This window comes from Planctobacterium sp. R6, assembly GCF_055755215.1.
The window spans coordinates 1-13,906 of the sequence record NZ_JBVTQY010000023.1; the positions used below are offsets into that span (position 1 = coordinate 1).

Sequence of the window (13,906 nt, forward strand, 5' to 3'; positions counted from 1 at the left end):
TTTCACTCAAACCTGTCATCCACCCCCTGTCTAACAATACGAAAAACTGAGGCGACAACTATCCTGACACAGGGGGAGGAAAAGGGCGTTGAATCAACATCGTTGTCCCAGTCCCACAAACCGACTTTCGCAGAGATTTTCATAACATCAAATGGCAATGACGCCACAAGGCCTAAGCTAAGGCCGTCACCCGATTCGGGGACCTGAGCGCTGGCATCTTCTAAAAACTGTTGGGTATCCGTGGTTCTGCCGGTAAAAGTAGAAGTGTAATCTCCCAGATCGCGATATCCACCTTCCAGCGCAAAGTGCTCAGAAAATTGATAGCCGAACAGCAATCCATAAGAGGTGTCCGCGTCATCGAACGCAAAGGAACTGATTTGAAGTCCGGCTGAGTCAGCTAAACTCATAAAGCGCTCTCCATCAAAATCGCTTACGGACTGACCAAACTCACCACCCAGATACCAGCCAAGCTGAGGGGCACATTGAGTATTCTGATCAAAACAGGTATCCGCTGCCATTACATTTGAGGTGTAAGAACCGGCAAGTAAGATACTGGTTAAAACTACAGATTTTTTAAAAACGCGTTGCATGTGCAATATGCTCCAAATGAGTTGTTTTTCACAAAATTTTGTACATTATAGTGCTTGAGGAAATTAATTCAGCCTTACTGAGAAATAATTCACACAATTTAGTAACTAAGACAAGCACCTGTCGACTAAAGTCACAGATTTCTCACAATAATTAATGCAACTTTTTCAGTTTCAACGACTCATAAAAAAGCATATATTGAGTGCCGCACCTTCTCGAACTATGTGATACAATTTTTAATGATTTTGTCTTAGCGATGTAATATGACCCAGGAACTCATTTTAGAAAAAGCCAAAGCCTACTGTGATGCCAAAGGCGTCAGATTTACCTCATTACGAGAAAAAGTATATGCTTTGATGCTGGAACACTCCGGTGCCGTGGGTGCCTACGATTTACTTGATCAGTTAAAAGCGACTGAGGACTCAGCAAAGCCCGCGACAGTTTACCGCTCTTTGGATTTTTTGCTGGAAATGGGCCTGGTGCATAAGCTTGAATCTGACAATACCTTTATTGCCTGCCACCACTTCGATTGTCATCATCCGGTTCAGTTTTTGATCTGCGAATCCTGTGGCAACGTTGAAGAAATTCAGTCCTCAGGACTAAAAGAACAACTTGAAGAGCAGGCAACCAGCCTTGGGTTTAAAGTCAAGAAACAAACCATTGAAGCACACGGGCTATGCGCCCAGTGCCAATAACCTGAGTGGTTTGATTCGGTAAATTAATGTCGCAAATGTGTATAATACAAGCAATTAGTGAAATAGCGATGAAACTGACGGTTTCTTTGCTAAGCTTGTCTATCGTAAAGAAAAACAACAATAACTAACTTTGGAAGTCTCTGAATAATGAATGCTGAATTCGTTAACCCATTTATCATCTCACTTGTAAATGTGTTAAAAACGATGGCTCAAGTTGAACTACAAATTGGTAAGCCTAAAAAGAAATCTGACTCAAAAGCCCGTGGCGACGTGTCTGGTCTTATCGGTATGGTGGGCCCCAACATTGCCGGCTCAATGTCTATCACCTTCGAAGAGGGCCTTGCCCTGCAAGTAATGAAGGGTATGTTGGGCGAATGCCCTGACGCTCTTGATGATGAAGTCAATGATATGGTGGGCGAAATCACCAATATGGTGGCAGGTGGTGCCAAAAAAGAATTGGCCAAGAAGGGCTACGACATTGGCATGGCTACCCCGGTTGTAGTTTCCGGTAAAGAGCATACTATCAATCACAAAGTCAGTGGTCATAAGATGATCATGCCGTTTAAAGCTGAAGGCGGCAAAGCTTACATTGAAATCTGCTTTGACAAGTAGTTTTGCGGTAACCTTGCTCCCGGTATGTGGTTTCAGAAGCAAATAACGTTAAAAGCCAGAGCCAGAGGCTTTCATCTGATCACCGATGAAATTCTGGCTAATATCGAGGACATTCTTACGGTTGATGTTGGGCTGTGTCATCTTTTTATTCTGCACACCAGTGCCAGCCTGTCCATCAATGAAAACGCCGACCCCACTGTACGCAGTGATATGGAAGCTCACCTAAACCACATGGTGCCGGAAAACGCTTCCTACTATAAACATACCTATGAAGGTCCGGATGACATGCCAGCGCACATCAAAACCAGTTTATTTGGCAACAGCCTGACCCTGCCCATTAGCCAGGGCAGATTCGCACTGGGTACATGGCAAGGTATTTATCTGGGAGAACACCGGGACCACGGAGGTCAGAGAAAGCTAATGGTAACAGTGCAGGGCGAATAGCCTCGTCTCACTACTCTGACAATTCAACCGGATACAAGGTAGTAACACCTGCGCTTTTACTACAGCGAGGTACCCGCTTAATCGAGTAGGCCTGAATTTGCTCAGAGCAGGTCATTCTTTGTGCCTTTAAGCCGTATTTGCCAATATACTCCTGCTGTTTTGCATCGATTCTGGCGCGTATTTCAGGTGAGGCCGCCTGATAGAATGAATTATACTGATGCTGCCAGTCTTCCTTACCCACTTCATTCGCAACGCCTAACCAGGCCATCCCCAATACCGGAGACTGTTGCACATATTGTCCCTTCATAAACATAAATGCGAGAAAATACTGTGATTCCTTTAATCCCCAACTCGCCGTTTCACTGAGCAACTGAAACGCTTCCTGATATTCGCCCGCCAGATACTTTTTAATACCCAGGCGCTCATTTATGAACATGCCTTTTTGGTTCACATGTTCTATACCTGTGCTTTGGCAGCCCGCCAGCACAGCTAGCAACCAGACGCTGACAATGAGTTTCCGTACGTTATGCATATTTATTTCCTTGCCTGAACAGCGGATTTCCCCTTGCGGTGTTATTCCTGAGGGTAATCAGTCGCTACTATGGGGGTGTAATTGTCAAATCGGGAGAACTTACCCTGGAAGGTCAGGCGCACAGAGCCAATGGGGCCGTTCCGCTGCTTACCGATAATGACCTCAGCCACGCCTTTGTCCGGTGAATTTTCGTTATACACTTCATCGCGATAGATGAACATAATCAAATCGGCGTCCTGCTCGATAGAACCTGATTCCCTCAGGTCCGAGTTAATGGGACGTTTGTCGGCCCGTTGCTCCAGACTCCGGTTTAACTGAGACAGAGCAATTACCGGTACTTCCAGTTCTTTCGCTAACGCTTTTAATGAGCGTGAAATCTCGGCAATTTCCAGGGTCCGGTTATCAGAAAATGCCGGTGCCCGCATCAACTGCAAATAATCCACCATGATTAAACTAAGCCCACCGTGATCACGATGGATTTTGCGGGCGCGGGAGCGTACTTCCATGGGTGTCAAACCGGAGGAGTCATCAATAAACAGATTGTTTTTCTCATCCAGTTGCTTAACGGTATTGGAAATTCTGGCCCAGTCTTCGTCTTCCAACTGCGCGGTCCTGACCCGGGTTTGATCCACCCGACTCAGTGAGGCTAACATCCTCATCATGATTTGTTCTGAGGGCATCTCCAGGCTGTAAACCAGAACCGGTTTATCCGAACCCATCATCGCGTTTTCGCACAGGTTCATGGCGAAAGTGGTTTTACCCATTGAGGGACGAGCTGCCACGATGATAAGGTCAGAGCGCTGCAAGCCGCTGGTCATTTTGTCCAGGTCGGCATATCCGGTTGATACCCCGGTGATGTCTGCGCCCTGCTTGTTCAGGGCGTCCAACCGATCGATGGTGGCCTTCAGTACCGAGTTGACGTCCTGTGGTCCTTCACTCTGACTGGTACGTTTTTCTGCAATTTGAAAAACTTTGTTTTCTGCCTGATCCAGAATCTCAGAAGACTCCAGGCCTTCCGGATAATAACTGGTTTCGGCGATGTCATTGGCAGCACCAATCAGCTCACGGCGGATGGCACGCTCTTTAATGATATTGGCATAGGCCACCACGTTAGCCGCACTGGGCGTATTTTTGGCCAGTTCCGCCAGGTAGGCAAACCCGCCAGCATCTTCCAGTTCCTGACGGTGTTCAAGATCTTCCGAGACCGTAATAAGATCCACGGGTTGCGACTTTTCCAGCAGTCGAATAATGGCGGCATAAATGATTTGATGAGAGCGATTGTAAAAATCGTCCTGAATCACGATTTCAGCAACGCGATCCCAGGAATCTGGCGCGATCAACATACTACCTAAAACCGATTGTTCAGCCTCAATTGAGTGAGGAGGCGTCTTCAGCTTTTCTATATTTGCGTCTTTTTCACGACCACCTGTGTCGCGCCCACCTACCGCTTTCACATCAAACCTTATTTGTTAACAGGATGGCGTATTATCACTTATTCTGCGGCCACTCGCCAGAGCTGTGGTAAAACTAAAAAAATCTGTGCAACAAAAAGGCCGGTAGTCTCCTACCGGCCTTGGCTGTGTCGAGGTTCAGTGCTCTAGTTGTTGTGTGTATCCAGAACGATGCGGCCGCTGACCGTGGACAGATCCACTTTCGCCTTACCGCCTTTAACCGCAAACTCCAACCAACGACCTGGACCATACTTGGCTTTTTGCATCCGATCGTCGCTAATGCGATTGACGATATTGCCACCGGCATGACCCGTGATATCAAACGTGGCAGATACATCTTTTTGCAACTCCAGGGTAATTCCTCCGGACACTGAAGAGCCTTCAATTTCGCCGCGTTCTAACAAAGACAAACTCACGTCCAGTTCGCCATTAACCGTCACCATTTCCAGCGAATCCACCTCACCCAGTTTTAACTCTATCCAGCCATTAACGGTTTCAACGGTGACATCTTTAATTTTACTGCTGCTTTCAATATTGCCATTTATCGAGGTTAATTTAAGCGTCTTGCCACTGGAGTTGCGATCCCGGATACGACCATTCACGGTTTCTAAATTAATATCACCCGAAACATCCGCCGCTTCAATTTTGCCATTAACACTTTGCAGTCCGACACGCCCTGAAACCGCTTTTGCCTCCACATTGCCATTAACAGTGTTAGCATCTAAACCACGCTGTAAATCAGCAATATCCGCATCAGCATTCACTCCTGAATATCTTACGTGACTTTTAAAAGGCACCCGAACTTCCAGGTCGTCACCGGGACCGCCTGAATTCCAGTTACCTTTGTGTTTGGGCATTTTTACCTGTATGACCATGCGACCGTTGCGTTCTTCAAAGATGAATTCTTCGGCTTTATCATCCAGCTCACCCTCAACCTTTATCTCTTGCTTGTCCCAACCGCGTATGGTGATGTTGCCATTAGTGTGTTCGATTTCTACGTCGATATCACCTTTGACCTGTCGCGTTTCGTTAACCTTTTCACCGGCAAACAATGGCAAGGAAAACACAATTGCCAATAGGGGAGTTAAAAATGCGTACTTCATATTGATACCTTCTCTGTTCAGGGTGAAATGTTCTCTGACTCGCTCCCTGGCGAAGCAGTAAATTTCAGCGGTTAAATCTGTTGCCAGGCTGGTGCGTGAACCCGCTCTATCAACGCCAACTGTTGTTGATGCACCTGCTGTAACATTTTAAGCAACGTAATATTATTTGGGTCATTTTGCAAAGCCGCCTCTATCGCCGATGCCGCCTGTTCCAGCTCCAGTAGCTGGGTCTGCCAGTTATCGGTTAACTCCGGCGAATCAGACAATGAAGCCAGTAACACCGATTTTTGCTCGTCGTGCTGCTGCATCATATGACTGACCAGTGTCGATGATGGTGATAGTTCTGGTGACTTCTGCAACCCGTTCCAACCTAAAATGGCCACCAATGCCAGACTCGCTGCCAACGCCAAATTTCGAATATTATGGCGTTCAAAGAGGCGCACCACTGTTGAGCTGGTTGCAACAGACTCTGCTGATGCCCGGTGTTGCCCGACTGGCGTCAGCGCAATATCAATACCCTGCCACAAGTCTTTTTCCGGCTGTACCTCTTTTGGCAGAGTACGCACTTTATCTTGTAAAGCCTGTTCAAAATTGTCGTTACTCATAACCCATCCAATCTTTCATCAACTGCTTAGCCCGGTGAAATTGTGCCTTGCTGGAACCCACCGCAATGTTCATACGCTGTGCGATTTCTTCGTGGCGATAACCTTCAATAGCGTGCAATACAAAGACAATGCGCGCCCGTTCCGGTAACCTGACAATAATGGCATCCAAATCAATTTCACCACTTAACCCTTCACAAGGGATTTCCGCCACGCTGCTATCTTCGAGGTTAAACATCTTTTGTAACCAACCTTTCTGCTTGCGCAAATAAGATATCGCAACATTCGACGTAACACTGTGCAACCAGGTGGAAAACTTACTGTCGCCCTTGAAATTTGCTAACTTTTGCCAAACCTGGATAAATACTTCCTGAGCGGCTTCTTCGGCATTTTCCTTGTTACCTGTCAGACGAAAACACAAGGCATACACCTGCCCTACATGTTGTTGATAGATCTGCTGATAGGCGTTACGGTCCCCTTGTTTTGCGGACTCAATAAGGTTTTTCAGCCGCTGTTCCCGCAATACAGGTTCAGCATCAAGGACGCTCGTTTCCAAACTCAATATTTATCTGTTTGCTTTGTTTGATGAGTAAGACGCAGCTTAGTTGATAAAGGTTTAAATAGAAATTTGAATTTTATAAAAGTTTTTTGATTGCTTATAAAAAAGGCCACGAAATTCATGGCCAATGAGAAGACTTCCATTCAGGTTCTAAATGCAAGGACCTGCAATAACACGCCTGAAAGTATTTTCTTATTCCCATAAAAAAACCGCTGCAGATGCAGCGGTTTTTGAGAACTGAGTCAGAAAGCGATTAAGCTTCTCTGATTACGTGCAATTTCACGCTAGCAGTAACGTCACCGTGGAACTGGATGTCGATTTCGAATTCACCCGTTTCGCGGATAGTACCAGTAGGTAATTTAACTTCAGCTTTAGCCACTTCAAGACCAGCTGCAGTGATTGCATCAGCAATGTCACGCGTACCAACTGAACCGAATAACTTACCTTCGTCACCTGCAGGTGCCGCGATAGTTACTTCAGCAATTTCAGCCAGTTTAGCCGCTTTCGCGTTCGCAGCGTCTAATTCAGCAGCGATTTTCGCTTCAAGCTCAGCACGACGTGCTTCGAATTTTTCAACGTTTACTTTAGTTGCAGGAACTGCTTTACCTTTAGGGAAAAGAAAGTTACGTGCATAACCAGATTTAACGCTAACAGTGTCACCTAAACCGCCCAGATTGGCGATCTTGTCTAGTAGAATGATTTCCATCTTGCTACCTCTTTAATTTCGCCAAAAATTACTTGTGGCCGTCAGTGTACGGCAATAACGCCAAAGAACGTGCGCGCTTAATAGCAGAAGATAACTGGCGCTGATACTTAGCGCTGGTACCTGTAATACGGCTAGGCACGATTTTACCACTTTCAGTGATGTAGTTTTTCAACAAAGAAATGTCTTTGTAATCGATTTCCTGCACGCCTTCAGCAGTGAAACGGCAGAATTTACGACGTCTGAAATAGTTAGACATAATAAGTCTCCTTAAATTAACTTATGCTTCTTCAGCGTTTTCTGTTTTCTCTGCTGCTTTTTCAGCAGGAGCAGGACGCGCAGGTCTTTCACGGCTTTCTGACTGCTGCTCTTTAGCCATTGGAGATGGCTCAGTTACAGCGGCTTTAGTGCGCATGATCATGTTACGAAGAATAACATCGTTAAAACGGAAAGCAGTTTCTAACTCTTCAACAGCTTCTGGAGTTGCTTCTGCGTTGATCAACACATAGTGCGCTTTGTGAAGCTTTTCGATTGGGTAAGCCAGTTGACGGCGACCCCAGTCTTCCAAACGATGAATTTGACCACCATCGTTGGTAAGGATGTTGGTATAACGCTCGATCATACCAGGAACTTGTTCACTCTGGTCAGGGTGAACCATAAATACGATTTCGTAATGACGCATGATTGCTCCTTACGGTTGAGGCCTTGTACAGCACAGCCAGACTGCTTGAAGGCAAGGAACTAAATTAAGTGGCTGATTTAAGGGCGCGAATTCTATAGAAATGCACCGCTTATAGCAAGGTTTATTTTTGTACAGTGGGTAATTGTCTGTATTGGCTATTCGATAGCCACCAAAAACACCACGCCGGCTAATGCCACCAGCGACCACAACATCACCCGGCCACTGACTTTTTCACCCATAATGCGAGACACCCCAAGGGATAAAATCACACTGGTGGCAAACAGGGTTTGTACCACCGCCGCTTTGGTGTAGGTAAAGGCCAGCATTTGCAAAAATAGTGCGGCAAAAGTACCGATAATGGTGGCACCGGCGAATAGCAGCCAGGTTTGTTTCAGGGTGTCGGTTTTGGGCAACCAACGGTCCTTTTTAATCATCATCAGCACCACTATGATGGCCATTCCGCCCAGCAAACGGATCTGACTGGCATTGGCCGGATCGATGTCGGTAGAGGTTAAAATGTCCCGGCTAATGACCGCACCAAACGCCTGACACACTGCCGCCAGCGCCGCATACACATAGCCGGTCATTTCAAAGTGATGGATTTTCTGTTTCTTCTGCAGCTTGATAACCATGTCTACCGACAAAATTACCACGGCAATACCCAACCATTGTTGCCAGGTGAGCCATTCGGCAATCCAGGCCATGGCAAACAGTGCGGTAATAATGGGGGCCAGCGTTTCAGCAATTAAAATAGCCTGGCTATCGCCAATTTTATTGAGGGCCTGAAAAAAGAAGGTATCTCCCAGCCCGATACCAATGGCACCGCTGAGTAACAACCAAAACACCTGATTTTGTGTAAGCGTGAAATCCGGGTAGAAAAAGTGCGTCACCGCAAATAGCACGATAGCGGCCACCAGCCCTTTCCAGAAGTTCAGCGCCAGCGGTGAAAAACTCTTGCCAAGGATCTGAAACATACGCGAGGCAACAGCCCAGCATAACGCCGTACTCAGTGCAGCAATTTCTCCAATCAAAACAGTCTCCGGTTGAATCCAGTGATATCAGGGCCGGGGATTGTAACTGTGATTCAGCTTTCGTCAACCACAGCGATGTGCATTATACCCACTTCGATATCGGTGACCTTCACCCGCGTACCGGCGCTTTCTTCACTGTTGCACTTCAACTGCCATTCAATACCCGAGAATCGAAAATAGGTAGTTTTGCCAGGCTTAATATCTTCCGGTAATTCGAACTCCATACCGATCAGATCGCTTTTGACCTTATGAGTTTCGGTTTTCAGTTGCATATTTTTAAGTGGCTTCCACAATAACGCGGCACTTAGGGCGGTTAATACACCGGTGCCTAACAAAGCATTAAGCCAGGTTTCCGGTACGCCCAGAAAAAACAACAGCGCAGTACCTAAGGCCGCCACACCCACAAAAAACAAAAAGAAGGTAGAAAATCCCAATATCATCACTTCAACTGCCAGCAGCACTAATCCCAGTACCACCAAAGTTTCCATCAGGTGTGTGTGCAAATAGTCCATAGCGAACTCCTTGTGATTATTCAGCCTTGTTGAGCTTATTGATGATAGTCATGGCCTGCGCCACTACGGTGGCGGCATCAGAACCACTGTCGGGTAACAGCACCACCGAAGACTCTTTGGCTATGGCCTGTTTCGCCTCTATGGCTTTGGTGGCCAGATCCAGCTGTACGGCTTTTTGGCCTTCTTCGGTATTGGCGGCAGTACCTACTTTGGTCAGGGCAGCCGCCTGCGCATCAGCTACTGCAATGATAGCCTTCGCTTCGCCTTCTGCTCTTAACACCTGCTCGGTTTTATCTGCTTCTGCGGCCAGAATTTGTGAGCGTTTCTCACCTTCAGCCACATTAATCGCTGACTGGCGTTGTCCTTCTGACTCAAGAATCTGAGCCCGTTTCATACGCTCGGCCTTCATTTGCGCTTCCATGGCATTCATCACTGACTCAGGCGGTACTATGTCTTTTATTTCATAGCGCATCACCTGGATACCCCAGGGAGATGAAGCTTCATTAATTTGCGACACTATCCGCGCATTTAAGGTGTCCCGCTCTTCAAAGGTTTTATCCAGTTCGATTTTGCCCAGTTCGGAACGCATTGTGGTTTGTGCCAGTTGCGTTACCGCAAACACGTAGTCCTCAACGCCGTAAGTGGCTTTGTATGGGTCCAGTACCCGGAAATACAGCACACCATCCACAGACAAAGAGATATTATCTTTGGTAATAGCAGACTGGCTGGGCACATCCACCGCCTGCTCTTTTAATGAGCGATCAGCTGCCACTTTATCAATAAAGGGCACAATAAAATTGAGTCCGGCTTCCTTAGTAGATTGATATTTTCCGAAACGCTCAACAATAAAAGCACGGTTTTGCGGCACAAACTTAATGGATGAGCGCAATATAACGATGACCAACACCAGAATAAAAACTTGCGGTGTCAGCAAGTATTCAAAGACCATATCCATACATAAATTCCTTGAGCAACATTTGAAGTTCATCTCAATATAGCAGATGGTGAAATAAAAATGTGGATATTTTTTGGCGCTTAAAAGCCCAGTTTTGCTCTGATTTGTAACGCCTGCGCTAGCGGAATATCGGGGTAATCAGACCCGCGCAGAAAGTGCACATACTTGAGGGTGCGAAAGCCATCAAACCAGTCGGTCAGTGCTTTTTGCAGTTGTGCTTGAGAATATCCCTGTTTTTGCCATTTTTTGCAGGTTTGCCAGAACCCGGCCTGCACCAGATAGTCTTGACTGATGCTATCAAAATGCGCTTCGTTTAGTGCACCTAAAGTGTCAGGGGTCAGTGCAGAAAAAGCCTTCAGCAAGGTCTTTAAATGCACAAATATTTGCGGATGGTAAACTAGATAGGTCTCTTCGGTTAGCTGTTTTTGCACAATCTCCTGCACGGCAGGTCCGGTACCAAATGGCACCCGGTCTGAAACACGGGATTGAATCATCAACTGTGGCGACAAGGATTGTACCTTTCCCTGCTTTGCCAGCTTATTGAGCAGATAAAAATCCTCACCTGCGGCTTTTTTGGGAAACCCTCTGACCTGACAATAAGCCAGTGCATCCACCAGCAAACAACTCCCTATAGTATGAAAAGCATACGGGGAAGCAGCAAACTGTAAACCCAAAACATAATGATGAAGTCGCTGCTCGTAAAGCTTAGTGGCGGAATCGACTTCGCTATCACCGCTTGCGGCATGATTAAAGCGAAAGACTCCTGCACTATCCCCCTGATTTAAATGATTTAAAGAGAAATAATCTTCGGGTAATGCAGCATCCGCATCGGAAGAATAAATTGCAGAGCTTGTAACTTTTCCACTATAAATGGTAGCAACAGCGGTATCCATAGCTACCTTCCTGGCTCGTCCAACCCCTTGTTTACGTGGGATAGCGAAACCATCGGAAAATCGGTCGATAACAAGTAAACCACTTTGTTCATTTGCCAAGGTCACAATAGTAAGATTTTCAACCTGTTTTCGCACACTGCCAATTTGTAAAGCAGACTTATACAAATTAATTTGAGGTGCAAGGTCGGGATCATCATCAGGCTGATTAACGACTAAAATCACCAATAACGAACACTGCCCGCTGTACCGACAGATTGCATCCAAAAAAACGGAACTTTCATTGTAGGCGGGTATAATCAAACAATATTGATACTGATGTTCTAACAAAGACGCTACTAACCGTGACTCTGGCTCACTAAATCGCTGTAAATATTGCTCAATTACTTTATCTGTCATACTAAAAAGTCAAATCAGTGCTTGTTAATGCGGGAAATATAGAACGTTTATCTGTTGGCTGAAAATAGGTCATTGTCACTTGTTAAAAACTCGCCAACTATAAACTATCAACACAGGAAGCAAAGAAGCTCGCACCGCTTAGAGCTAATCGTTTAATTGCGTAATATCAAAGCTGTTTGCTTTGATTATGGTAGAATTTTGAGACGACTTGTCCACAATAAAATTATTGATGACAAGATAGTCCATTTCCGTCGAAAAAAAGCATTGTATGGCATTTATTGGTGACTCTACGATTGGCTCACCTCTGACATTAAATGATGTGTTCACTAACACCGGACATCCGGTTTTTGCTTCAAACGCCTTTATCAAAGCGTAAAATCTGGGATTTGTTTTTTCTGCAACAGTTTGTAGCCGAGCTGAGTTATCCACATGTGTAACAGCTGCAATGGCTGATCGTTCCAATCCTAATGAGCCCAATCCTCTGGATTCTGCCACATCTAACGTTTTAAGCTTGCATTTGTGCACTGCCGCGACATACAACATAAAGGGGCTTTCGCCTTCAAACTCGAACCATTCTGGCGCTTTCTCAGCGAGCACTGCCGGAGCAAATGGTCGAAAACTCTCTCTGTTCTTTATTTTTATATTCAGTTTCTTTTGTGTCGACGCATTTCTTGGGTCTGCAAGTATTGAGCGGTTGCCAAGTGCTCTTGGGCCAAACTCCATACGCCCCTGAAACCATCCTATACATTTGTCTTCACTCAAAAGTTCAGCACAACAATTAACTAATTTACTCTCCTCCATTTTTGAATACTCAATCCCCAATTTGGTAAATAAGCTCTCCACCTCACTGTCTGAGTATTCTGTGCCAAGAAAAGTATGTTCTGCTGTCGCACGCAAAGAAAAGGCGGCCCCAGCATCAGGCGCCTTCTGAAAAAAACAGTACAGCGCTGCTCCTATAGCCCCTCCGGCATCTCCTGCAGCAGGTTGAATCCATATATTGTCGAATATATCTGCCTCCTTTAATTTTCCATTTGTAACACAGTTCAGCGCTACGCCGCCAGCCAGGCATAGATTGTTGCTGTTGGTTAACGATCTAGTGAAACGTGATATTCTGAGTACAATATTAGTAACGATCAGTTGCAGAGAAGCAGCAACGTCAGCATGAAATTGTTGCAGCGGGTGCTCCGGACTTCTCTCAGGTTGGCCGAATAACGCATTAAAATTGTGATTAGTCATCGTCAATCCGGACATATAATTGAAGTAGGATTGATTTAAACGAAAAGAGCCGTCTTCTTTTATATCTATAAGGTTATCCAGAATTAAATTGACGTACTTCGCTGTGCCATAGGGTGCCAACCCCATCACTTTATATTCACCGCCATTAACCTTAAACCCGAGGTAGTAGGTGAATGCTGAATATAACAACCCTATCGAATGAGGATAATTAATGGTGCGCAATAAATCGAGCTCCAACCTATGTCCAATTCCGATTGTTGTAGTGGCCCATTCCCCTACACCATCCATCGTGATAACGGCTGAATGGCTAAAACTTGATGGATAATATGCGCTGGCTGCATGACTCAAGTGGTGCTCACTAAAAAGTAACTTGTCATCGCTAAAATCTGAAGTGAGCTGTTTCAACTCCCTCAGAATTTCCGCCTTTAAAAACAGTTTTTTACCCAACCACTCTCGGCCCGCACGCAAAAATGAACGAAAACCTCTTGGTGAAGTATGTAAATAGCTTTCAACTATACGCTCAAACTTTAAAAACGGCTTTTCATAGAACACCACGTAATCAACATCTTCAAGCTGTAAGTTTGAATAACTTAATAATTGCTGTAATGCTTTTGCAGGAAAACGAGGCTCATGCTTTATTCTGGTAAATCGCTCCTCAGAAGCAGCGAACGTTACCCTACCATCAATGACAAGAGCAACAGCGCTATCATGATAGTATGCGGAGATACCAATCACTATCACAGAGAGAGGTATCCTTTAAAATAGTGAGTAAATAAAAGGCGAGATGGCAGACCCATTAGCCACCACGATCAATAGACTGAATAGAATAAAGATGAAAAATACTGGCACCAACCAAAACTTCCTCTTTTCTATAATGAAATCTGTAAATTCTTTCAAAAATGCAATCATAGG

Annotated in this window: 18 protein-coding genes; 3 read left to right on the plus strand and 15 right to left on the minus strand. The window is 45.5% G+C overall.

What is annotated here, in order from left to right; all coding sequences use genetic code 11:
* Nucleotides 1-2: 2 nt before the first annotated feature.
* Nucleotides 3-590, minus strand: coding sequence for an outer membrane beta-barrel protein (locus AC0J20_RS14480; RefSeq protein ID WP_473022203.1), 588 nt, complete (start codon nt 588-590; stop codon nt 3-5).
* Between the two features lie 261 nt (nt 591-851).
* Between AC0J20_RS14480 and AC0J20_RS14485 the strand changes: the two genes are divergently transcribed.
* From AC0J20_RS14485 to AC0J20_RS14495, 3 genes are all read left to right on the plus strand, one after another.
* Nucleotides 852-1,283, plus strand: coding sequence for a transcriptional repressor (locus AC0J20_RS14485; RefSeq protein WP_229531153.1), 432 nt, complete (start codon nt 852-854; stop codon nt 1,281-1,283).
* 147 nt (nt 1,284-1,430) lie between these two features.
* Nucleotides 1,431-1,895: a chemotaxis protein CheX gene (locus AC0J20_RS14490; protein ID WP_229531154.1), complete on the plus strand. Its 465-nt coding sequence runs from the start codon at nt 1,431-1,433 to the stop codon at nt 1,893-1,895.
* A gap of 24 nt (nt 1,896-1,919) precedes the next feature.
* Nucleotides 1,920-2,339 carry a secondary thiamine-phosphate synthase enzyme YjbQ gene (locus AC0J20_RS14495; RefSeq protein WP_473022204.1) on the plus strand — a complete coding sequence of 140 codons (420 nt, stop codon included), beginning with the start codon at nt 1,920-1,922 and terminating at the stop codon, nt 2,337-2,339.
* Nucleotides 2,340-2,349: 10 nt separating this feature from the next.
* On the opposite strand, the gene AC0J20_RS14500 is transcribed toward AC0J20_RS14495, so the two are convergent.
* The 14 genes from AC0J20_RS14500 to AC0J20_RS14565 all read right to left on the minus strand — a co-directional run bounded on the left by AC0J20_RS14500 (nt 2,350) and on the right by AC0J20_RS14565 (nt 13,903).
* Nucleotides 2,350-2,871: an SEL1-like repeat protein gene (locus tag AC0J20_RS14500; RefSeq protein ID WP_473022205.1), complete on the minus strand. Its 522-nt coding sequence runs from the start codon at nt 2,869-2,871 to the stop codon at nt 2,350-2,352.
* A 41-nt stretch (nt 2,872-2,912) separates the two neighbouring features.
* On the minus strand, nt 2,913-4,325 hold the full coding sequence (gene dnaB, locus AC0J20_RS14505; RefSeq protein WP_229531157.1) for a replicative DNA helicase: 1,413 nt from the start codon (nt 4,323-4,325) through the stop codon (nt 2,913-2,915).
* 143 nt (nt 4,326-4,468) lie between these two features.
* Nucleotides 4,469-5,425, minus strand: coding sequence for a DUF4097 family beta strand repeat-containing protein (locus AC0J20_RS14510; protein ID WP_473022206.1), 957 nt, complete (start codon nt 5,423-5,425; stop codon nt 4,469-4,471).
* A gap of 71 nt (nt 5,426-5,496) precedes the next feature.
* Nucleotides 5,497-6,030 (minus strand): hypothetical protein, encoded by a 534-nt coding sequence (locus AC0J20_RS14515; protein ID WP_229531159.1) that lies wholly within the window; start codon nt 6,028-6,030, stop codon nt 5,497-5,499.
* Complete coding sequence (locus tag AC0J20_RS14520) at nt 6,023-6,589, minus strand: RNA polymerase sigma factor (protein ID WP_377306704.1); 567 nt, start codon at nt 6,587-6,589, stop codon at nt 6,023-6,025. The genes AC0J20_RS14515 and AC0J20_RS14520 overlap by 8 nt, the downstream gene beginning before the upstream one ends.
* Before the next feature lie 250 nt (nt 6,590-6,839).
* Nucleotides 6,840-7,292, minus strand: coding sequence for a 50S ribosomal protein L9 (gene rplI / locus AC0J20_RS14525; RefSeq protein ID WP_473022208.1), 453 nt, complete (start codon nt 7,290-7,292; stop codon nt 6,840-6,842).
* Between the two features lie 28 nt (nt 7,293-7,320).
* Nucleotides 7,321-7,548 carry a 30S ribosomal protein S18 gene (rpsR, locus tag AC0J20_RS14530; RefSeq protein ID WP_229531161.1) on the minus strand — a complete coding sequence of 76 codons (228 nt, stop codon included), beginning with the start codon at nt 7,546-7,548 and terminating at the stop codon, nt 7,321-7,323.
* A gap of 21 nt (nt 7,549-7,569) precedes the next feature.
* Nucleotides 7,570-7,971, minus strand: coding sequence for a 30S ribosomal protein S6 (rpsF, locus tag AC0J20_RS14535; RefSeq protein WP_229531162.1), 402 nt, complete (start codon nt 7,969-7,971; stop codon nt 7,570-7,572).
* 155 nt (nt 7,972-8,126) lie between these two features.
* Nucleotides 8,127-9,002, minus strand: a complete 876-nt coding sequence (locus tag AC0J20_RS14540) for a DMT family transporter (RefSeq protein WP_473022209.1) — start codon at nt 9,000-9,002, stop codon at nt 8,127-8,129.
* Between the two features lie 53 nt (nt 9,003-9,055).
* On the minus strand, nt 9,056-9,514 hold the full coding sequence (locus AC0J20_RS14545; RefSeq protein WP_473022210.1) for an NfeD family protein: 459 nt from the start codon (nt 9,512-9,514) through the stop codon (nt 9,056-9,058).
* Nucleotides 9,515-9,530: 16 nt separating this feature from the next.
* Entirely contained in the window at nt 9,531-10,469 is a 939-nt protein-coding gene (locus AC0J20_RS14550; RefSeq protein ID WP_473022211.1) for an SPFH domain-containing protein, read from the minus strand.
* A gap of 80 nt (nt 10,470-10,549) precedes the next feature.
* Entirely contained in the window at nt 10,550-11,758 is a 1,209-nt protein-coding gene (locus tag AC0J20_RS14555; RefSeq protein WP_473022212.1) for a glycosyltransferase family protein, read from the minus strand.
* A gap of 144 nt (nt 11,759-11,902) precedes the next feature.
* Nucleotides 11,903-13,735, minus strand: coding sequence for a carbamoyltransferase family protein (locus AC0J20_RS14560; protein ID WP_473022213.1), 1,833 nt, complete (start codon nt 13,733-13,735; stop codon nt 11,903-11,905).
* A 15-nt stretch (nt 13,736-13,750) separates the two neighbouring features.
* Entirely contained in the window at nt 13,751-13,903 is a 153-nt protein-coding gene (locus AC0J20_RS14565; RefSeq protein WP_473022214.1) for a DUF5989 family protein, read from the minus strand.
* Between the last annotated feature and the right edge of the window lie 3 nt (nt 13,904-13,906).

Coding starts and splice junctions, on each gene's coding strand:
- rpsR (WP_229531161.1), bottom strand. CDS start 7,548: ATGTCTAACTATTTCAGACGTCGTAAATTCTGCCGTTTCACTGCTGAA.
- rpsF (WP_229531162.1), bottom strand. CDS start 7,971: ATGCGTCATTACGAAATCGTATTTATGGTTCACCCTGACCAGAGTGAA.
- AC0J20_RS14555 (WP_473022212.1), bottom strand. CDS start 11,758: ATGACAGATAAAGTAATTGAGCAATATTTACAGCGATTTAGTGAGCCA.
- AC0J20_RS14550 (WP_473022211.1), bottom strand. CDS start 10,469: ATGGATATGGTCTTTGAATACTTGCTGACACCGCAAGTTTTTATTCTG.
- AC0J20_RS14485 (WP_229531153.1), top strand. CDS start 852: ATGACCCAGGAACTCATTTTAGAAAAAGCCAAAGCCTACTGTGATGCC.
- AC0J20_RS14545 (WP_473022210.1), bottom strand. CDS start 9,514: ATGGACTATTTGCACACACACCTGATGGAAACTTTGGTGGTACTGGGA.
- AC0J20_RS14495 (WP_473022204.1), top strand. CDS start 1,920: ATGTGGTTTCAGAAGCAAATAACGTTAAAAGCCAGAGCCAGAGGCTTT.
- AC0J20_RS14515 (WP_229531159.1), bottom strand. CDS start 6,030: ATGAGTAACGACAATTTTGAACAGGCTTTACAAGATAAAGTGCGTACT.
- rplI (WP_473022208.1), bottom strand. CDS start 7,292: ATGGAAATCATTCTACTAGACAAGATCGCCAATCTGGGCGGTTTAGGT.
- AC0J20_RS14490 (WP_229531154.1), top strand. CDS start 1,431: ATGAATGCTGAATTCGTTAACCCATTTATCATCTCACTTGTAAATGTG.
- AC0J20_RS14510 (WP_473022206.1), bottom strand. CDS start 5,425: ATGAAGTACGCATTTTTAACTCCCCTATTGGCAATTGTGTTTTCCTTG.
- AC0J20_RS14480 (WP_473022203.1), bottom strand. CDS start 590: ATGCAACGCGTTTTTAAAAAATCTGTAGTTTTAACCAGTATCTTACTT.
- AC0J20_RS14565 (WP_473022214.1), bottom strand. CDS start 13,903: ATGATTGCATTTTTGAAAGAATTTACAGATTTCATTATAGAAAAGAGG.
- AC0J20_RS14500 (WP_473022205.1), bottom strand. CDS start 2,871: ATGCATAACGTACGGAAACTCATTGTCAGCGTCTGGTTGCTAGCTGTG.